This window comes from Roseateles sp. GW821-FHT09G03, from assembly GCF_059416045.1.
On the sequence record NZ_JBWKOK010000005.1, the window covers coordinates 449,547 to 466,612 of the forward strand.

Below are 17,066 nucleotides of genomic sequence, written 5' to 3' on the forward strand. Positions count from 1 at the left end.
CGGTTCGACCTCGCGTCGATCCCGCGTCGATACCACGTCGCGCCCGCCTGATCGCGCACCGGCACGCCCGCTTGACGGGCCGTTGCCGCCTCGACTTCGAACCAACCGCCCGGTACGCCTCCACGGAGAGGCGCTTCGAACAGCGTCCGCTGCTCGCAAGCGTCCATCAACCGAAGGAGGAGCGCCCATGCGCCTGGCCGGATTCCACGTCGAAAACTTCAAGAACATCGGCCCGTCGGGCTGCCTGATCCGGATCGACGAGATCGTCGTCCTGATCGGCCGCAACAAGGTCGGGAAGTCCGCCATCCTGGACGCGTACGAGGTGCTCGCCTCGGGCGGGCAGGCCCTGGACCTCAGCCACTTCCACAACCAGGACCCGGGTGTCCCCGTCGCCATCACCGGCTACTTCGACCAGGTGTCGACCGAGGACGAGGCGCGCATCGGCCAGGGATGGCAGTTCGACCATCCCGATTTCGGCGCCTGCGTCGCCTTGCGCCTGGTCTGGAGAGCGCCGGACGAGCAGGCCCGCCGGCAGGCCTTCGATCCGGACAGCGACGACTTCTGGGACGGCAGACCCGGCGCGTTGGACGGCTTCGCCTCCCCGGTCATGAACTGCATTCCGCAACCCGTTCGCATCCGTCCGACGGACTCGAGGGACACGACGCAGGCCAAGCTGGTGGCCATGCGCCAGGACCACCTCAAGCAGCCGCTGACGGCCAACGAAAGCCAGACGCTGCCCGCGCTGCTCTGGTCGACGCTGTCCTTGATGTGCATCGGCGCGGAGAAGAGGGCCCCCGCCGGCGGGCCGCCGCGCATCCTGCTGATCGATGAGCCGGAGTCCTTCCTGCATCCGACGACGATCCGCGAGGCGCGCGAGACGCTCTACGACTTCGCCGTGCAGAACCCGCACTGGCGGGTGATCGCGACGACGCGTTCGCCGTTCTTCATCGACCTGACGAAGGACCACGCGACGCTCGTCCGCATCGATGACGCGCCCGGCGCGAGGAACCATGTCCTGTCGACCGACCGGGTCGCCTTCGACGACAGGGAACGCGAGCGCCTGAAGATGATCCGGGCCTGCCACCCGCTGGTGAACGAGCTCTTCTTCCGCGACGACATCGTGCTCGTCGACGGCGCGACCGAGCAGATCGCCATGCTGCACATGGCACGCAACATGGGCCGGACGGTGCACGTCGTCAATTGCCTGGGCAAGGCGAACCTCCCGATGTTCGCGCGCATCCTCAACCATTTCCAGGTGCCCTATACCGTCGTCCACGATGCCGACACGCGATTCGTGAAGCGCGCGCGCGGCTACGGACGCAACGGCATGTGGACGATGAACGACCACATCCGTTCAACGGTGGAGGCAGGCGGCATCGGTCGCATCCACACACAGTTCCCGCACTTCGAGGGCGAGTGTTTCGGCGAGTCGATGAAGTCGGGCAAGGTGGATCGCGTGCTGCGCGCGCTGGAGGATCCGGACTCGGAGGACTTCCGGCACATCGTCGCGGCCTACGTGCCCATCATCAACCGCGACCCGGCCGGGTCCACCACCACCCGCGCCGCCTTCGAGCGCAAGCTGGACGCCTATCTGACGCATCGCGTGGCGCTGGGCGATCCGCTCTGGTATGAACTGGATCTCCCGTCGGCGGAAAGCGGCGCCGACGACTAGGCCGGACGCTCCTCGCCGAACACGAAACGGGCGCTGACGATGCGCCCGTTGGCGTTGCTGCCTTCCCTGCCGGCAGACGGCGTGTCATCGACCTCGTAGATGGCGATCAACTCGCGCACGACGGGGCCGTCCGGCGTCTGGTTGACGATGCGCTCATGGTCGATGACGGTGTTTCCCAGCGCGATGCGGTGCAGCAGCTGCGCGTGCGGGCATGAACTCTCGAACCGCGCCGCCATCCGCTCGCGCAAGGCCGGAGCCCCCTCTGCAAGGAGCCGGTCCGGATACTCGTACTGGCGGGCATCCGCCGCGTAGGTCGCGATCAGCGCCTCGACGTCATGCGCGTTGTAGGCGTCGAGTTGCGCCTGGACCAGATCGGAGGCGGCCGAGGTCGACGCAAGCGTCGTCGTGCTCATCGGGCGCGCCCCTTCCTCTCTTCGTTGCTGCGGTTCACGGTCGCCTGCGCACCCGTCGGCGCGGCGCCCTGGCGATCGTTGGCCGTGGCGACCAGCGTCGCCTGACGCGCGGCCTGCTCGCGGGCGACGCGTTGCGCCTCGATCCTGGCGACGCGCTGCTCGCGGGCGGCGATCTGCAGCTCGGCGTTGACGTCGTTGAACGCGTTGGCGTTCGAGACCAGTGCCAGCGCCGACACGATCGCGATCAGCACCGTCAGCGCCGGGCCGATCACCGGAAAGCGCGCCCATGGCGAGTAGGCGTAGCACGGCACTTGCGGGGTCACCCGGGCACGGAGGCAGGAGGTGATGTCGGGCTCGTTCATGGTCGTTCCTTCGTTCATCGGGGGGAGTTCTGGATCAGTGCTGGTAATGCTAGATGCCCAACAAGCGCTCTCCAAACGCTATATCCTTGCCTCCCTGTGCAGTCTGGCTTTCCAATGGAAGCCGCTTCCCGACCTGGAACAGGACCCGAACGAGGACGAACGACCCATGCGCATCCCCCGCCTTCCGCTCCAGTACCTGGCCGCTTTCCGGGCCGCCGCGCTGCACCAGAACCTGCGCGCGGCGTCCGAGGAGCTCAACCTGACGCACAGCGCCGTGAGCCAGCAGATCCGCGCGCTGGAGCTGCAACTCGGCTTCCCCGTCTTCGACCGGCAGGGGCGACGCGTCGTGCTCAACGCGGCCGGCGGCGCGCTGCTGCGCGGCGTGGAGCGCGCCTACCAGGAACTCGACCAGGGCCTGCGCGCCGCGACGGCCGCGCACGGCATCGAACAACGCAGCCTGCGCGTCACGGTGCTGCCCTCGTTTGCGCAGCGCTGGCTGCTGCCGCGGCTGGGCCGCTGGCACGCGCGGCATCCCGAGGTGACCATCGAGATCGAGGCTTCACCGCGCCTGGTCGACCTGGAGCGCGAGAACTTCGACATCGCCCTGCGCCAGGGCCTCGGCCCGTGGCCGGGCCTCGACAGCGAGCCGCTCTTCGACCTGTCGATGCTGCCGGTGGCGTCGCCGGCGCTGGCGCACCAACTGATCGGCGAGCCACTGGAAGCCCTCGCGCAGGCGCCGCTGCTGGGCGACGCCGCGCAGTGGGAGGACTGGTTCTCGCAGGCCGGCCTGCGGCGTCAGGTCGTGCCCGTCGCGATCTTCAACGACTTCGGCATCCTGCTGCAGGCGGCGGAGCAAGGCATGGGCGTGGGCCTCACGCGCGAGCTGCTGGCGGCGGATGCGCTGCTCGACGGCCGCCTCGTGCGCGTCGCGCCGCGGCAGGCGATGCTCAAGGAGCCGCAGCGTTATCACATCGTCTACCGGCCGAAGTCGCGCGAGGAGCCCGCCGTGCGCGCGTTCATCGACTGGCTGCACGAGGAGACCGCGCAGTCGCGTGCCGCGCTCGACGGCGCGAAGACCTGCCTGGCAACGGGCAAGGTGACGCCGCAAACCCCGCAGATGCCGGTCACGACCTGAGCGTACGCGCTCACGCCACGCCCCGATCAGGCGGTCAGGAACAGTTCCTGCAGATCGCTGAGGAAGTCGAAGCCGCGCGGCGTCGCGCGGATCACGGCCGGATCGGGATCGAGCAACCCCTTCGCGCGTCCTTGCTCCATCGCCTTGGCGATCGCCGACGGCGGCAGGCCGGTGCGCTCGAGGAAGCTTTGCATCGTCACGCCCTCGCGCAGGCGCAGCGCGTTCAGCATGAACTCGAAGGGCAGCTCGTTGCGGGCGACCTCGTTCTCGTTGGACACGGCCTGACCCTCGGCCGCCTTCTGCATGAAGGTGGCGGGATCGCGCCAACGGACCTGACGCAGCAGCCGGTGCGCGAAGCTGAGCTTCGTGTGCGCGCCGGCACCGATGCCGAGGTAATCGCCGAACTGCCAGTAGTTGGTGTTGTGCGTGCAGCGATGGCCGTCGCGCGCATAGGCCGAGACCTCGTAGCGCGACATGCCCTTCGCGCCGGTGCGCGCGGTGATCAGGTCCAGCATGTCGCTGGCAAGATCGGGATCGGGCAGATGCGCCGGCGGCGAAATCGCGAAGCGCGTGTTGGGCTCGATCGTCAGGTGGTAGACCGACAGATGCGGTGGATCGAAGGCCAGCGCGATGTCCAGGTCCTGATCGAGCTCCGCCAGCGTCTGCCCCGGCAGCGCGTACATCAGGTCGATGTTGAAAGTGCCGAAGGATCGGGCCGCTTCCTCGATCGCCGCGCGCGCCTGCGTGCCGCTGTGGATGCGGCCGAGCGCGTGCAGCTTCGCGTCGTCGAAGCTCTGCACGCCGATGGACAGCCGCGTCACGCCCGCCTGCGCGAAGCCGGCGAAGCGGTCCTTCTCGAAGGTGCCCGGATTGGCTTCCATCGTGATCTCGCAGCCCGGCTCCAGCGGCAGCCGTGCGCGCAGGTCGGAGATCAGTTCCGCGATCTGCTCCGGTGCGAACAGGCTGGGCGTGCCGCCGCCGATGAAGATCGACACGACGGAACGCCCCCAGATCAGCGGCAGCGCCGCCTCCAGATCGGACCGCAACGCGGCGAGGTATTTGCGCGCCGTCTCCACGTCGAGCTCGCGCCCGTCGCGGTATTCATGCGAATTGAAGTCGCAGTACGGGCACTTTCGGATGCACCACGGCAGGTGCACGTACAGCGACAGCGGCGGCAGCGCCGACAGCGTCAGCGTGCCGGGCCGCATCATGCGGATGATGTCAGCCAAGGTGCCAGCTCTCGCGCATCTGGTGCAGCAGGTCTTGCGACGCGAGCGCCCGATGGCTCAGGCGGTTCTTCACGTCGGCGCCGAGCGCCGCGACGCTCTTCCCGAGTTCGGGAATGAACAGCAGCGGGTCGTAGCCGAAGCCGCCCTCGCCTTCCAGCGCATGCAGGATCTCGCCGTGCCAGCGGCCCATCGCGATCAGCGGCTCCGGGTCGTCGGCCGAGCGCACCGCCACCAGCGCGCAGACGAAGCGCGCACGCCTGTCCTCGATGCCTTCGAGCTTCTCAAGCAGCACGCGGTTGTTCTCTGCATCGCTCTTCTCGCGGCCGAACAGTGTCGCGTAGCGCGCCGACAGCACGCCCGGCATGCCGCCGAGCGCGTCGACCGCCAGGCCCGAATCGTCCGCGAGCGCGGGCAGACCGCTGGCCTTCGCCGCATGGCGCGCCTTGGTCAACCCGTTCTCGACGAAGGTGTGGAAGGGCTCTTCCGCCTCCGGGATGCCGAGGCTGCCCTGCGTCACGAGGGCGATGCCCAGCGGCTCGAACAGCGCCTGCAGTTCCTTCAGCTTCTTCGCATTGTTGGAGGCCAGGACCAACTTCATCGCTTGCTCCAATCGACGGAGAGGACGGGGGAACTCGCCCCCCGGAAAATCACTTCAGGCCAAGCGCCTCGCGCTGCGCGGCGAGCAGCTCGCGGATGCCCTTCTCGGCGAGGTTCAGCAGCACGTCGACCTCGGCGCGCGTGAACGCGACGCCTTCTGCCGTGCCCTGCAGTTCGACGAAGTGTCCCGCACCGGTCATGACCACGTTCATGTCGGTGTCGCAGGCGGAGTCCTCGACGTACTCGAGGTCCAGCAGCGCCTGGCCGTCCAGGATGCCGACGGAGATCGCGGCGACCGCGTCCTTCAACGGCGACGCGGCGATCTTGCCCTGCGCGATCAGCCAGCTCACCGCGTCATGCGCGGCCACGTAGGCGCCGGTGATCGCCGCGGTGCGCGTGCCGCCGTCGGCCTGGATCACGTCGCAGTCGATCTGGATCGTGCGCTCGCCGAGCTTGGACAGGTCGAACACCGCGCGCAGCGCACGGCCGATCAGGCGCTGGATCTCCTGCGTGCGGCCGGTCTGCTTGCCGCGCGCGGCCTCGCGGTCGCTGCGGGTGTGCGTGGCGCGGGGCAGCATGCCGTACTCGGCGGTGACCCAGCCCTCGCCGCTGCCGCGCTTGTGCGGCGGCACCTTCTCTTCGACCGACGCGGTGCACAGCACCTTCGTATCGCCGAACTCGATCAGCACCGCGCCTTCGGCGTGGCGGGTGTAGTGGCGGGTGATGCGGACCGGACGCAAGGCGTCCGCCGCGCGCCCTTGCGGGCGGGTGGCGCTGCTGATCATGAGGAAATCCTTTGGTGCCTTCAGTGGGGCTTCTTGCCGGCCTTGCGGATCGCGTCCTGGATCTCGCGCACGGCGGAATCGATCTCGGCTTCGTCGAGCTGCACGTCCTGGGTGGCCCCATGGATCGTGGAGGCGAAGCCTTCCTGGTCGAGGTCCTGCGTGGAGATGGAATCCGGGGCATCGCCCTCGCCTTCCCACTCCACGGCCAGGGCCGTCACATTGTCGCTGCGCGCGCCGGCCTGGCGCAGCGCCTGCTCGACGAGCTCCGGCACCGCGTCGCCGACCGAGCGGCTGTCGGACATGTGGCGCAGGATGTCCACGTCGCTGACCGAGCTCCACAACCCGTCCGAGCACAGCAGCATCCGGTCGCCGTTCTGCAGCAGCACCGGGCCGTTGACGTCGATCATCGGCTTGCCGGGGCTGCCCAGGCAGGTGAACAGCACGTGGCGGTTGAAGCGCTCGGCGCCGGTCGCGTGGCGGCCCAGCGCTTCCTGCAGCTCGCTGTAGGAATGGTCGCGCGTGCGGGCGATCAGCTCGGTCTCGCGCAGCAGGTACATGCGGGAGTCCCCGCAATGCGCCCACCAGATCTGACCCTGTTGCATCAGCCCGACGACGATGGTCGTGCGCGGCGTGTCGTTCATGCCGCGTTGCTGCGCGTAGGTCAGCAGCTGCTGGTGCGCGAGCAGCACCGCCGTCTCGAGGAACTGCGACGGCTCCTTGATCACCGGTTGCGCATCGCGCTGGAACAGCGCCGCGACGTTCTGGAGCGCCAAATGGGCGGCGACTTCGCCGTCCGGATGGCCGCCCATGCCGTCGGCCAGCGCGAAGAGACCGGCCTCGCGGGTATAGCAATACCCCATGCGGTCTTCGTTCTTCTCGCGCCCGCCCCGGCGGCTCACCTGGTAGACGGAGAACTTCACGCCTTGGCCCCGGTCTTCAGGTTCTCCAGCTGCAGCTTGAGGCGCTCACTGAAGCTCAGCTTGGTGTAGCGGCGCTCGGTCTCGCGGGACAGTTCCTTCTGCAGCGCGAAGACGCTCTGCGGACGGGTCAGCGGGTCGAGCGACATGCACCACTCGGTCACTTCGAGCAGGTTGTCGGAATACACGTTGCGCAGGCGCGAGAGCGACAGGCCGAGCCGGTCCTTCTCCAGGCGCTGCGGCGCATCGTTGGGCGGATAGCCCTGCATGCAGGCGTAGATGCAGGCGCCGATCGCGTAGATGTCGGTCCACGGGCCCAGCGAGCCGTCGCGTCTGTACATCTCGGGCGCGGCGAAGCCGGGCGTGTACATCGGCCGGATGAAGTTGCCTTCCTTGGACAGCACTTCGCGGGCCGCGCCGAAATCGAGCAGCACCGCCTTGTTGTCGTTGGTGATGAAGATATTGGCCGGCTTGATGTCCAGGTGCAGCATCTTGTGCTGGTGCACGATGCGCAGGCCCTTCAGGATTTCGTCGAAAAGCGACCGGATGGTCGATTCCCGGAACACCTTGTCACGCTTCAAATCCCGCGCGGTCACGATGAAATCCTGCAAGGTATCGCCCTGCAGGTAATTCATGACCATATAGACGGTCTCGTTCTCGCGCAGGAAATTCAGCACCGAGACGACGCTCGGATGCGAAATTTGCGCGAGGGAGCGGCCTTCCTCGAAAAAGCTGCGCAACCCCAGGCGGTATAGGGGCTGTTTCTCCGGTTTCACGCGGGGCGTGAGTTCTCCGGGAGATCGTTCTGCAAGGGACGAGGGGAGGTATTCCTTCAGAGCCACCAAGTGATGGTCGGGGTCTTCGGCGAGATAAACGACGCCGAATCCACCCGCAGCCAGTTTCTTGATGATCTGATAGCCCCCCACCACCGTGCCTGCGGGCAAGGGCGCCGGTTTCGGCTTTGACATAATCGCGGTTCGATTGTTCTACCGATAGCTGATGCCAGTTTACAGCATGACCGGTTATGCCAGCGCCACGGCACAACCCGCGAACTCCGGCGAAACCCCTAGCCCGGCCACCCAACCCGCGGTCACGGTGGAGGCGCGCTCGGTGAACGGACGCTTCCTCGACCTGAGTTTCCGCATGCCCGACGAGCTGCGCTCGCTCGAGCCAGCGCTGCGCGAGCTCGTCTCGGGCAGCGTCAAGCGAGGCAAGATCGAACTGAGGATCAACACCCACCGAGACACCGACAATTCCTGGCCGAACCCGCAGCCAGAGCAGCTCAACCGGCTTTCGCGGCTGGAATCGCAGGTGCAATCCTGGCTGCCGAAGGCGCAGGGTTTGAGCGTCCAGGAAGCCTTGAACTGGTGCAAGACCGGCGCGACGGGCGCCTCGGCGAACGACGAGACGGTGCTCGACGCCGCGCGTCACTGCATCAAGGGATTCCTGGAAGCGCGAGAGCGCGAAGGGGCCAAATTGGTCACGATGCTCAAGCAGCGCGTCGCCACTTTGCGGGACCTCGCCACACAAGCCGAGCCGCTGATCCCGGCCGCGGTGCAACGCCAGCGCGAGCGTTTCCTGGAACGCTGGCAGGAAGCGCTGAGCGCCACCGGCGCGACGCAGACGATCTCCGAGCAGTCGCTGCAGGAGCGCGCCGTCAACGAGGCCGCGGCCTACGCGCTGCGCATCGACGTGGCCGAGGAGCTGACGCGACTGCGCTCGCACCTGGACGAGATCGACCGGCTGCTGAAGAAAGGCGGCGAGGTCGGCAAGCGCCTGGACTTCCTGATGCAGGAACTGCACCGCGAAGCCAACACGCTGGGCTCGAAGGCCGTGGCCATCGAGCTGACCAACATCTCGGTCGAGATGAAGGTCGCGATCGAGCAGATGAAGGAACAGGTGCAGAACATCGAGTGAGCGGGCGTGGCCGTCAGGCGACGGCCACCCTCTTCCTCAGCACCACAGGCCCTGGAATCACGGCGATCACCGTATCCAGCGCCTCGCTCGCCCGCTCCAGCACCACGCGGCCGTCGGCCTCCACGACCGGCAGTGGCTGCGACGCGAAGTCGAGCCACCTCACCTCCAGTCGCCCCAGCAAGACCTGGCGCTTGCGTCGCACGCGCTCGCGCAGCTGCCTGCGTTGCGCGGGGGTCAGGCCGTAGCGATCCTCCGTCTGCACGCCGCTGCCGCGCGGGATGAACGGCAGAAGACTCAGCCGTCGCACACCAAGTGCGAGGCAGTAGTCCGCCATCCAATCGAGCACCCACTCCCCGCCCGCGACGAGGGTTGTCTGCACCGTCGTCGGCACGCGCGCGGCCAGCATTGCGCACAGATGCACGGTCGCCAGATCGAAAGCGGGTCGCCCGACGATCGCATCGTGATGCGGCTGATCACCATGCAGGCTCAGCTTCACGGCGGTGCCGGTCGCGCGCAGCGCGGCGAGCAACCCGTCCGGCAGCGCGATGCCGTTGGTCGTGAGCCGTGTCGTGCAGCCGCGGGCCCGCGCGTGGACGAGCAGCTCCGCGAGTCCGGGATGGATCGTCGGCTCGCCGCCGCAGAAGTGGACCGTCCGCATGCCATGCGTGACGAGCCAGTCCACGCGCTGCTTCAACAGCCCGACGTCCGGATGCACACCATCCGGCGGCGCGAGGCAGAAGCCGCATCGCGCATTGCAATAGCGCGTCACGCGAAAACACATCGTCGCAGGCAGACGCGGTGGTGGCGTCGACTTCGCGTCCATGACGGTCTCTCCCTGGCCCGCGCTGTCCGGGTGTTCGCAACGATGGGCCTGCGCGCTTCCGCGCGCGGCTGCCTCAGCGCTGGCGACTCTCCGCGAGCATGTTGCAGAAGAGTGCGCCCTGCTCGATCGCGTCGTCAAGCGCGACGTGGGAATGCGGCAGGTCGTCGAACCAGCGCTTGGGCATCGCGCTCTTGGTGCTGCGGCGGTAGTCGCGGCGCAGCATCACCATGGCCATCGTCTTCACGTCGAGCGCGGAGAAGCTGAACGGGCTGCGCCCCGCGAAGCGGATCAGGTACCAGTAGACGAACATGAAGTCGAAGGACGCGGGATACCCGACGAACACGGGCTGTCCGGGCAAGCCTTCGAGCCAGGCGACGTAGTCGACCATCGCGGCCTGAGGCGATCGCAGGTCGGTGCGCGAGGCCGCCCAGGCGTCCGGCTGCTGCGCCCACCACGCCATCGTGTCGGGATGACCAGTGGCGTCGGGGAGCGTTTCCAGATTCGCCGAGAAGGTCGCCACCAGCGTCTTGTCGGCGAGGTACGCGGCCGATCCGAAGCTCAGCATCGAGTGCGGGCCGGGGATCGGTCCGTCGACCTCGACATCGGTGCTGACGTAGATCTCGGTGCGGGTTTTCTCGTTCATGAGGACGCAGTATCTGCGAGCGCGAGCCGGTCGCGAAGCCAGCGGGACACCTCGGCGCGACCGCGCTTGCACAGCGCGGTGTTCCAGTCCTTGCAGCGCGGCGGCGGCGGCAGACGGCGCACGCGCGACAGGCGCTGCGCATACGCGGCCGCCTCGCACTCGCCGGGTCGGTTGGCGTCGAAACCCAGCCACGTGATCCGATCGGCGCAAACCTGCGGCAGCCACGGCGCCCAGCGACCGATCGTGGCCACGCCGCTGCAACCGCAGACCGCCAGCGACAACGCGTCGAAGACGCCTTCGACGAGGATCAGCGGCTCGCCACGCCGACCGTCCCCGATGTCCACGACACCGCCGCCCGGGCCGATCGTCAGCATCTTGTCCTGGCCGCGCACGGTGCTGAGGTAACGGCCATGCACCGAGACCAACTCGCCTGCATGGTCATGTAACGCCACCAGGACCGCGGCACGTCCCGCCCAGTCCGCATCGAAGCGCAGTCCCGCCGCGTCCGCAATGGCCAGCGGAATGCCACGACGCTCGACGTAGTCCTGGCCCGGCGTTCCGGCCAGCGGCAGCGCCCGCGCGAAGCGCTCGGCCGCCGACTCGCCGGATCGGGGCATGCAGACGGGGTCGCGGGTGAAGGGGACCATGGTTCGATCTTCCTCCTCGCAGGCTCGACTGTTACGTGGCGATCCCCCCAGTTCCGCAATTGACCTGTCCGGGGTGGTGACCTAGCTTGGCGACTAGAACTGCGGCAACAGCGCCCAGCACCATGACCATGGGAGGAGTGATGGCCAAGCGAGGACCGCGGGCTGGACGAATGCATCTCGAACCATCCGTTCGAACCGCCAACCAAGGCGCCTTTCCACGTTCGAAAGGCGTTGCCATGCCAGTCTCCCCGCGACAGATCGAGGGCCCGTGGAACGGACCGGCGTGCCTGTGTCCGCTCGCCAGGGCTGAGCGGGCCACGTCCGAACGAGTCACGTCCGAACGAGTCACGCCCGAACGAGTCATGGGAGTGCGCTCATGCTGAGTGAGCGCTCTCCCCAGCTCGTCGGCCGCGCGCCGGCCTTCCTGCAGGCGCTCACGCTGATCGAGCGCATGGCGCGCTACGACGCGCCCGTGCTGATCGTCGGCGAGACCGGCACCGGCAAGGAACTGGCCGCGCGCGCAATCCATTACGAGTCGGAGCGGCGCGACGCGCCCTTCGTGCCGCTGAACTGCGGCGCCGTGCCGGAGACGCTGATCGAGAGCGAGCTCTTCGGCTGCGAGCGCGGCGCCTTCACCGATGCCCGCCAGGCCCGCAGCGGTCTCATCGCGGCGGCCGAGGGCGGCACGCTGTTCCTCGACGAACTCGACTCGCTGCCCCTGCGCGCGCAGGTGTCGCTGCTGCGCTTCCTGCAGGACTTCCGCTACCGGCCGGTCGGCGGCACGCGCGAATGCTGCGGCGACGTGCGCGTCGTGGCCGCGGCCAGCCCGCGTCTGCACGAGTTGCTGGAGACCGGCGCCTTCCGCGACGACCTGGCCTTCCGGCTCAACGTGCTGCTGCTGGAGATGCCGCCGCTGCGCGACCGGCCCGGCGACGCGCGCGTGCTCGCCGAGTACTTCATCGCGAGACACGCGCGGCAGCACGCGCTGCCGCCGCGCGCGCTCGCACCCGGCTGCGTCGACTGGATCGCGCGTTACGCGTGGCCCGGCAACGTGCGCGAGCTCGACAACCGCGTGCAGCGCGCGCTGATGCTGTCGGACGGCGATGAGCTTGACCTGCGCCCGTGTGCGACGAATTCGATCAGCGCGACCGGCGCACCACGCAGCGACGGAGCGGTTTCTGCCGGCGACCTGCGCGCCTTCAACGACGCGCGCGACGAGGCCATGCTGCACTTCGAGCGCAGCTACCTCGAACAGCTGATGCACTCCGCGCACGGCAACGTGACGCACGCCGCGCGTCTCGCCGGCAAGGAACGCCGCGCACTCGGCAAGCTGCTGAAGAAGCACGGCCTGGAGCGCGACGCCTTCGATTCTCCGAACTGATCTTCCCTCCTCTTGAGACTTTGCCGCCGCCTACCTCGCGGCGGCTTCGCCGTGCGCGATTGCCGTGCGCAATCCGGCGGGTCGCCCATGACCCGCCGGGTCGCCGCAGACGGGTCCGCAGTCACCCAGTCACCAGCATCCACCGCCCGCCTCTCCTCTGACAACGGCATTCCGGGTCGCCCGGCAACACCTGGCACGTTCCTCGCATTGATCGGGGACAACGTTGCTGGAGACGCCGTTGTGCGAAGACGCAGGCACGAGAAGACGGCGAGCGGAGTCGGCCATCCTGGCCCACCTCGCCCGCCATCCGCTCGCCGCCGACACCGAACAGGGGATCGCGCAATGGTGGTTGGGCTCGAAGGGCGTGGACGTTCCGCTGGACGACGTGCGGCAGGCGCTGGAGGCGCTGCAACGCGACGGCCGCATCGAACGCGCCACGCTGCCGGACGGGCGCGCGATCTACCGCGCGCCGCGGTCCGGCGGCCCGTGATCTGGCGACGTCCGCCGGCAGCGATGCCGTCGACAGCGACAGACAGTGATTCGAATCGATCCCGAGCTTTTCAGAGGACTTCAGCCGCATGGCCAACATCCAGGCGATCCACTCGGTCGGCCACTCGATCGTGACCTACCTGCGCAACACCTACCCGGCCGAATCCGGCGGGTCGGCGATGCCGGAGTGCGACGTCGTGCTGCTGTCGTCGGGGGAACTCGCGGGCCCGCAGGAGGACACGACGCGGCTCTCGCTGTACCTGTACCGCGTGACCGTCAACGAACACCTGCGCCAGCACCGCCCCGACCGCATGTCCGGTGAGCAGCAGGCGCCGCTCGGACTGGACCTGCACTTCCTGCTCAGCGCCTGGGCCAACAACCCGCAGGACGAGCTGGTGCCCTTCGCCTGGGCGATGCGGCAGCTCTACGAGCACCCGATCCTCGACGCCTCCGCGCTGTCGCCAGAGGCTGGCTGGGGCCCCGACGAGGTGATCCAGATCATCCCGTCCGAGCTGCCCACCGAAGACATGATGCGCATCTGGGACGCGCTCGAGCCGGCCTACCGCTTGTCGGTCTCCTACATCGCGCGCCGCGTGCGCATCGACCCGGACACCATCCTCGATGCCGGTCCGGTCGTGGCCACGCGCTTCGGCTACGGGACCGCCGTGCCCGCGGGGACTGCGTCGTCGGGCGGCGCGCCTGGAGGTGCGCCATGACGTTGCTGATCCGCGAGCTCGAGCGCATCGACACGCGCGTGCTGGGCGCCCTGCGCTGCATCGACGCGACCACGCGCGTGCAGGTCGGCACGCCGTTGGAGGTACGCATCGAAGGCGCGACGGTGCGGCGCAATCGCAGCGGGCTGTACGTGATCGTCCGCGCCGAAGCGCCGCTCGCGCTCGCCGCGCACGAGGCCGCCTTCGATACCCCGCCCGCGACGCCGCCCGTCGGCGACGTGACGCTCTCCGTGACCGTCACCGATCCTGCGGGCCGCTACCTGCCGCGACGCGCGTCGCTGGCCCTGCCGCGCGATCCGCAGCCCGGCAATGCGGCGTCACCTGAATCCCTGTTCCGCCCCGTCGAGCTGCCGCTCTATCCCTCCGCCATCGCGCCGACGGGGTTGAACTGGTCGGTGCTGCGCCTGAGCGTGCATGAGACCGGCAGCCTCGACGCGCTCGGCGGTGCCCTGCTGCTCGTGCGCGCCGGTGGCAACGTGCTGGCGCGCGCGCTCACCGACTGGCGCGGCGAAGCGCTGCTGCCGGTGCCCGGCGTGCCGGTGACGACCTGGTCCGACGATCCGGACGAGGTCGTGGTCACCGAGCTCGCGGCCCGCATCGAATGGTGTTTCGACCCCGCCCCCGGCGCCGCAGGGACCCGCACGTCGACCGCCCAGGTGCGTGCCGGCCGCGCGCCATCGGTCCTGCCGCTCGTCGATCCCGACGACCTCGAATCCCGCGCCGCCGCGCTGCCCAACGCCACGCTGGACGTGGCGCTCGCGGCGGGGCGGTCGCAGTCGTTTTCCCTTCCCCTCGCACTGCCATGAAGGACTTCCTGAAGGCCCCGCGAGTTGTTCGTCACGGCGATTCCCACCGCGGCCCGGTCCGCGGATGCGCCTTCAGGCAAAGGAGATAGGCCATGCCCGAATACCTGGCACCCGGCGTCTACGTCGAAGAGACCAGCTTCCGCGCCAAGTCCATCGAGGGCGTGGGCACCAGCACCACCGCCTTCGTCGGGCCGACGCGACGCGGTCCCGTCGACGGCGTGCCGGAGATGGTGACCAGCCTCACCGATTTCGAGCACGTCTACGGCAGCCTCGAGAACCTCGGGCTGACCGACGTCACCGACGCGCGGCGGCGCCTGAACTTCGTGGCGCACGCGGTGCGGGCGTACTTCGACAACGGCGGCTCGCGGCTCTACGTCGTGCGCACCTTCAACACCGCCGGCACGGCGGCGGGACGGCTGCGCGACCCCGGCGGCACGCCGGCCGAAGGCGCCTTCATCCGGGCACGTTTCCCCGGCGCGGCGTACAACGGCCGCGTGCTGTTCCGCGAGTCGCGCCGCCCCGCGACGCTGCGCACGATGGGCACGGCCCCGGCGGGCAGCGTGCTGGCCGTCACGCCGAACGGCGGCCCGGAAGCGCTCTACACCGGCAGCGGCGCCACCTGGACCGACTCGGCCGCCGCGGCGCTGTCGCTAGCGGGCCTCGGTCCGGATGACGTGCCGGGCGGCGCCGGCGCGACGGCCAACCTGGTGACGCTGGCGCTGGACGTGATCGACGCCGACGGCGGCGCGCAGACCTGGGAAGACATCGGCGTGTCGCGCGCGCATCCGCGCTGGCTGGGCGCGGTGCTGGCGAGGACGCCGGCCAGCCGCGCGGACGCGCTCATCAACACGGTGTGGGCCGACATCGGGGACGCGGTGGACGGCTTCGAGCTGATGGCCGCGATCCGCGCGCTGCCGCTCGTGCCGGGCGATGCCGACAGCCGCCGCGTGCTCGCGCTGGGCAGCGGTGTCGGCAGCGAAGCGGGCAGCGACGGCGTCGCGCCGGTCCTCGGCGCGGAGACCACGCCCGGCAGCTATGCCGCTGCGCTCGCGACCCTGTCCGGCCTCGAGGACGTCTCCATCGTCGCCGCGCCCGGCAGCAGCGCGTACGCCGAAGCGCAGGCCGTGCAGAACGCGCTGATCGCGCATGCCGAACGCCGCCGCGCCTACCGCATCGCGGTGCTCGACAGCGCCCCGGCGCAGACGCCCGGCGACATGCGCGTCGCACGCGGCCGGGTCGACTCGAAGTACGCGGCGCTCTACTACCCGTGGGTGGTCGTCGCCAATCCGCTCTCCCGTCCGGGCCGCGACGACATCCCCAAGGAGATCGCGCTGCCGCCGTCCGGCTTCGTCACCGGCATCTACGCGCGCAACGACATCCAGCGCGGCGTCTACAAGGCGCCGGCCAACGAGGTCGTCACCGGCGCGCTGCGCTTCGAGTCCGATGTCAACTTCGCGCAGCAGGAGCTGCTCAATCCGCTGGGCGTGAACTGCCTGCGCTACCTCAGCGGGCGCGGTTACCGCGTCTGGGGCGCGCGGCTGGTCTCCAGCGATCCGGAGTGGAAGTACGTCTCCGACCGGCGCTACTTCAACTACCTCGAGGCCAGCATCGACCGCGGCACGCAGTGGGCCGTGTTCGAGCCCAACGGCGAGCGCCTGTGGGCCAACGTGCGCCAGACCATCTCGGACTTCCTCTACAACGAATGGCGCAACGGCGCGCTGCTGGGCAGCACGGTGGAGCAGGCCTTCTTCGTGCGCTGCGACCGCAGCACGATGACGCAGAACGACCTCGACAACGGCCGCCTGGTCTGCCTCATCGGCGTGGCCCTCATCAAGCCGGCCGAGTTCGTCATCTTCCGCATCGGCCAGAAGACGGCCGACGCAGCATGACGCCGACGTCCGCACCCACCGGCGCGATCCGCACGACCTGCATCAAAGGCCCTGTCGCTTAGGAGCACCCCACCATGGCCAACCGCACCACGCCCTACGGCGCCTTCAACTTCCTCGTCAACTTCGACGGCGGCGAGGTCTTCGGCGGTTTCTCGGACGTCTCCGGGCTGGGCACCGAGCTCACCGTGGCCGAGTACCGCTTCGGCAACGACAAGGAGAACCACGTCCGCAAGGTTGCCGGCGTGCACAAGGTCTCGGACGTCACGCTCAAGCGCGGCATCCTCAACTCCAAGACCTTGTTCGACTGGATCGGCGAGGCGCGGGTCAACGGCCCGGCCGCGCAGAAGAGCGTCACCGTCACGCTGCTGGACGAGGCGCAGAAGCCCGTGCAGTCCTGGGTGCTGCGCGGCGTGATCCCGATGAAGTACACGGGACCGACGCTGGCCGGCAAGGGCGGCGGGGACGTGGCGATCGAGGAGGTCGTGCTGTCGGCCGAAGCACTGGAGCTGACAGTGTGATCTGCCGTACTGCCACCGCCGCTGGCCCTCACCCCTGCCCTCTCCCGCAAGCGGGAGAGGGGGTAAGAGGAGCAGTGCCGGACTCCCTCTCCCGCTTGCGGGAGAGGGC

19 protein-coding genes are annotated in these 17,066 nt (G+C 68.9%); 9 read left to right on the top strand and 10 right to left on the bottom strand.

What is annotated here, in order from left to right:
* Window positions 1-187: 187 nt before the first annotated feature.
* Window positions 188-1,672: an ATP-dependent nuclease gene (locus AC07OZ_RS20660; protein ID WP_495468955.1), complete on the top strand. Its 1,485-nt coding sequence runs from the start codon at window positions 188-190 to the stop codon at window positions 1,670-1,672.
* Here AC07OZ_RS20660 and AC07OZ_RS20665 read toward each other — a convergent pair.
* Window positions 1,669-2,085 carry a nuclear transport factor 2 family protein gene (locus AC07OZ_RS20665; RefSeq protein ID WP_495468956.1) on the bottom strand — a complete coding sequence of 139 codons (417 nt, stop codon included), beginning with the start codon at window positions 2,083-2,085 and terminating at the stop codon, window positions 1,669-1,671. The two genes, AC07OZ_RS20660 and AC07OZ_RS20665, sit on opposite strands and share 4 nt — an antisense overlap.
* Window positions 2,082-2,447 (bottom strand): hypothetical protein, encoded by a 366-nt coding sequence (locus AC07OZ_RS20670; protein ID WP_495468957.1) that lies wholly within the window; start codon window positions 2,445-2,447, stop codon window positions 2,082-2,084. Before AC07OZ_RS20670 ends, AC07OZ_RS20665 begins: the two co-directional genes overlap by 4 nt.
* A gap of 166 nt (window positions 2,448-2,613) precedes the next feature.
* Here AC07OZ_RS20670 and AC07OZ_RS20675 point away from each other — a divergent pair, with 166 nt between their 5' ends.
* Window positions 2,614-3,582, top strand: coding sequence for a LysR substrate-binding domain-containing protein (locus tag AC07OZ_RS20675; protein WP_495468958.1), 969 nt, complete (start codon window positions 2,614-2,616; stop codon window positions 3,580-3,582).
* A gap of 26 nt (window positions 3,583-3,608) precedes the next feature.
* Here AC07OZ_RS20675 and hemW read toward each other — a convergent pair whose 3' ends face one another.
* Genes hemW through AC07OZ_RS20700 form a run of 5 tightly spaced genes read right to left on the bottom strand, consistent with a single transcriptional unit; the run spans window position 3,609 to window position 8,078 of the window.
* Window positions 3,609-4,793: a radical SAM family heme chaperone HemW gene (gene hemW / locus AC07OZ_RS20680; protein ID WP_495468991.1), complete on the bottom strand. Its 1,185-nt coding sequence runs from the start codon at window positions 4,791-4,793 to the stop codon at window positions 3,609-3,611.
* A gap of 10 nt (window positions 4,794-4,803) precedes the next feature.
* Entirely contained in the window at window positions 4,804-5,409 is a 606-nt protein-coding gene (rdgB, locus tag AC07OZ_RS20685; RefSeq protein ID WP_495468959.1) for an RdgB/HAM1 family non-canonical purine NTP pyrophosphatase, read from the bottom strand.
* A 49-nt stretch (window positions 5,410-5,458) separates the two neighbouring features.
* Window positions 5,459-6,193: a ribonuclease PH gene (rph, locus tag AC07OZ_RS20690; protein WP_495468960.1), complete on the bottom strand. Its 735-nt coding sequence runs from the start codon at window positions 6,191-6,193 to the stop codon at window positions 5,459-5,461.
* A 20-nt stretch (window positions 6,194-6,213) separates the two neighbouring features.
* Complete coding sequence (locus tag AC07OZ_RS20695; protein ID WP_067275106.1) at window positions 6,214-7,113, bottom strand: PP2C family protein-serine/threonine phosphatase; 900 nt, start codon at window positions 7,111-7,113, stop codon at window positions 6,214-6,216.
* Window positions 7,110-8,078, bottom strand: a complete 969-nt coding sequence (locus tag AC07OZ_RS20700; protein WP_058936168.1) for a serine/threonine protein kinase — start codon at window positions 8,076-8,078, stop codon at window positions 7,110-7,112. Before AC07OZ_RS20700 ends, AC07OZ_RS20695 begins: the two co-directional genes overlap by 4 nt.
* 31 nt (window positions 8,079-8,109) lie before the next feature.
* On the opposite strand from AC07OZ_RS20700, the gene AC07OZ_RS20705 reads away from it, so the two are divergent.
* The gene (locus AC07OZ_RS20705) at window positions 8,110-9,027 is read left to right on the top strand and encodes a YicC/YloC family endoribonuclease (RefSeq protein ID WP_495468961.1); all 918 of its coding nucleotides are present in this window, start codon (window positions 8,110-8,112) and stop codon (window positions 9,025-9,027) included.
* Window positions 9,028-9,040: 13 nt separating this feature from the next.
* On the opposite strand, the gene AC07OZ_RS20710 is transcribed toward AC07OZ_RS20705, so the two are convergent.
* The 3 genes from AC07OZ_RS20710 to AC07OZ_RS20720 form a co-directional block, all read right to left on the bottom strand.
* Window positions 9,041-9,850, bottom strand: a complete 810-nt coding sequence (locus AC07OZ_RS20710; RefSeq protein ID WP_495468962.1) for a radical SAM protein — start codon at window positions 9,848-9,850, stop codon at window positions 9,041-9,043.
* Between the two features lie 73 nt (window positions 9,851-9,923).
* Window positions 9,924-10,493, bottom strand: coding sequence for a 3'-5' exoribonuclease domain-containing protein (locus AC07OZ_RS20715; protein WP_495468963.1), 570 nt, complete (start codon window positions 10,491-10,493; stop codon window positions 9,924-9,926).
* Window positions 10,490-11,140 carry a DUF7146 domain-containing protein gene (locus tag AC07OZ_RS20720; protein ID WP_495468964.1) on the bottom strand — a complete coding sequence of 217 codons (651 nt, stop codon included), beginning with the start codon at window positions 11,138-11,140 and terminating at the stop codon, window positions 10,490-10,492. The genes AC07OZ_RS20715 and AC07OZ_RS20720 overlap by 4 nt, the downstream gene beginning before the upstream one ends.
* 376 nt (window positions 11,141-11,516) lie before the next feature.
* Between AC07OZ_RS20720 and AC07OZ_RS20725 the strand changes: the two genes are divergently transcribed.
* From AC07OZ_RS20725 to AC07OZ_RS20750, 6 genes are all read left to right on the top strand, one after another.
* Window positions 11,517-12,521: a sigma 54-interacting transcriptional regulator gene (locus AC07OZ_RS20725; protein WP_067275111.1), complete on the top strand. Its 1,005-nt coding sequence runs from the start codon at window positions 11,517-11,519 to the stop codon at window positions 12,519-12,521.
* A gap of 238 nt (window positions 12,522-12,759) precedes the next feature.
* Window positions 12,760-13,011: a hypothetical protein gene (locus AC07OZ_RS20730; protein WP_495468965.1), complete on the top strand. Its 252-nt coding sequence runs from the start codon at window positions 12,760-12,762 to the stop codon at window positions 13,009-13,011.
* Window positions 13,012-13,099: 88 nt separating this feature from the next.
* On the top strand, window positions 13,100-13,726 hold the full coding sequence (locus AC07OZ_RS20735) for a Pvc16 family protein (RefSeq protein WP_495468966.1): 627 nt from the start codon (window positions 13,100-13,102) through the stop codon (window positions 13,724-13,726).
* On the top strand, window positions 13,723-14,550 hold the full coding sequence (locus AC07OZ_RS20740) for a hypothetical protein (protein WP_495468967.1): 828 nt from the start codon (window positions 13,723-13,725) through the stop codon (window positions 14,548-14,550). The genes AC07OZ_RS20735 and AC07OZ_RS20740 overlap by 4 nt, the downstream gene beginning before the upstream one ends.
* A gap of 92 nt (window positions 14,551-14,642) precedes the next feature.
* Complete coding sequence (locus tag AC07OZ_RS20745) at window positions 14,643-16,439, top strand: phage tail sheath family protein (RefSeq protein WP_495468968.1); 1,797 nt, start codon at window positions 14,643-14,645, stop codon at window positions 16,437-16,439.
* A 74-nt stretch (window positions 16,440-16,513) separates the two neighbouring features.
* Complete coding sequence (locus AC07OZ_RS20750) at window positions 16,514-16,957, top strand: phage tail protein (RefSeq protein ID WP_067275125.1); 444 nt, start codon at window positions 16,514-16,516, stop codon at window positions 16,955-16,957.
* Window positions 16,958-17,066 lie beyond the last annotated feature (109 nt).

What these genes read in the sequence shown, in the direction of transcription:
- AC07OZ_RS20710 (WP_495468962.1), bottom strand. Translation starts at nt 9,850, where the DNA reads ATGGACGCGAAGTCGACGCCACCACCGCGTCTGCCTGCGACGATGTGT.
- AC07OZ_RS20715 (WP_495468963.1), bottom strand. Translation starts at nt 10,493, where the DNA reads ATGAACGAGAAAACCCGCACCGAGATCTACGTCAGCACCGATGTCGAG.
- AC07OZ_RS20735 (WP_495468966.1), top strand. Translation starts at nt 13,100, where the DNA reads ATGGCCAACATCCAGGCGATCCACTCGGTCGGCCACTCGATCGTGACC.
- AC07OZ_RS20700 (WP_058936168.1), bottom strand. Translation starts at nt 8,078, where the DNA reads ATGTCAAAGCCGAAACCGGCGCCCTTGCCCGCAGGCACGGTGGTGGGG.
- AC07OZ_RS20740 (WP_495468967.1), top strand. Translation starts at nt 13,723, where the DNA reads ATGACGTTGCTGATCCGCGAGCTCGAGCGCATCGACACGCGCGTGCTG.
- AC07OZ_RS20660 (WP_495468955.1), top strand. Translation starts at nt 188, where the DNA reads ATGCGCCTGGCCGGATTCCACGTCGAAAACTTCAAGAACATCGGCCCG.
- AC07OZ_RS20665 (WP_495468956.1), bottom strand. Translation starts at nt 2,085, where the DNA reads ATGAGCACGACGACGCTTGCGTCGACCTCGGCCGCCTCCGATCTGGTC.
- rdgB (WP_495468959.1), bottom strand. Translation starts at nt 5,409, where the DNA reads ATGAAGTTGGTCCTGGCCTCCAACAATGCGAAGAAGCTGAAGGAACTG.
- AC07OZ_RS20705 (WP_495468961.1), top strand. Translation starts at nt 8,110, where the DNA reads ATGCCAGTTTACAGCATGACCGGTTATGCCAGCGCCACGGCACAACCC.
- AC07OZ_RS20670 (WP_495468957.1), bottom strand. Translation starts at nt 2,447, where the DNA reads ATGAACGAGCCCGACATCACCTCCTGCCTCCGTGCCCGGGTGACCCCG.
- AC07OZ_RS20675 (WP_495468958.1), top strand. Translation starts at nt 2,614, where the DNA reads ATGCGCATCCCCCGCCTTCCGCTCCAGTACCTGGCCGCTTTCCGGGCC.
- AC07OZ_RS20750 (WP_067275125.1), top strand. Translation starts at nt 16,514, where the DNA reads ATGGCCAACCGCACCACGCCCTACGGCGCCTTCAACTTCCTCGTCAAC.
- AC07OZ_RS20745 (WP_495468968.1), top strand. Translation starts at nt 14,643, where the DNA reads ATGCCCGAATACCTGGCACCCGGCGTCTACGTCGAAGAGACCAGCTTC.
- rph (WP_495468960.1), bottom strand. Translation starts at nt 6,193, where the DNA reads ATGATCAGCAGCGCCACCCGCCCGCAAGGGCGCGCGGCGGACGCCTTG.
- AC07OZ_RS20725 (WP_067275111.1), top strand. Translation starts at nt 11,517, where the DNA reads ATGCTGAGTGAGCGCTCTCCCCAGCTCGTCGGCCGCGCGCCGGCCTTC.
- AC07OZ_RS20720 (WP_495468964.1), bottom strand. Translation starts at nt 11,140, where the DNA reads ATGGTCCCCTTCACCCGCGACCCCGTCTGCATGCCCCGATCCGGCGAG.
- hemW (WP_495468991.1), bottom strand. Translation starts at nt 4,793, where the DNA reads ATGATGCGGCCCGGCACGCTGACGCTGTCGGCGCTGCCGCCGCTGTCG.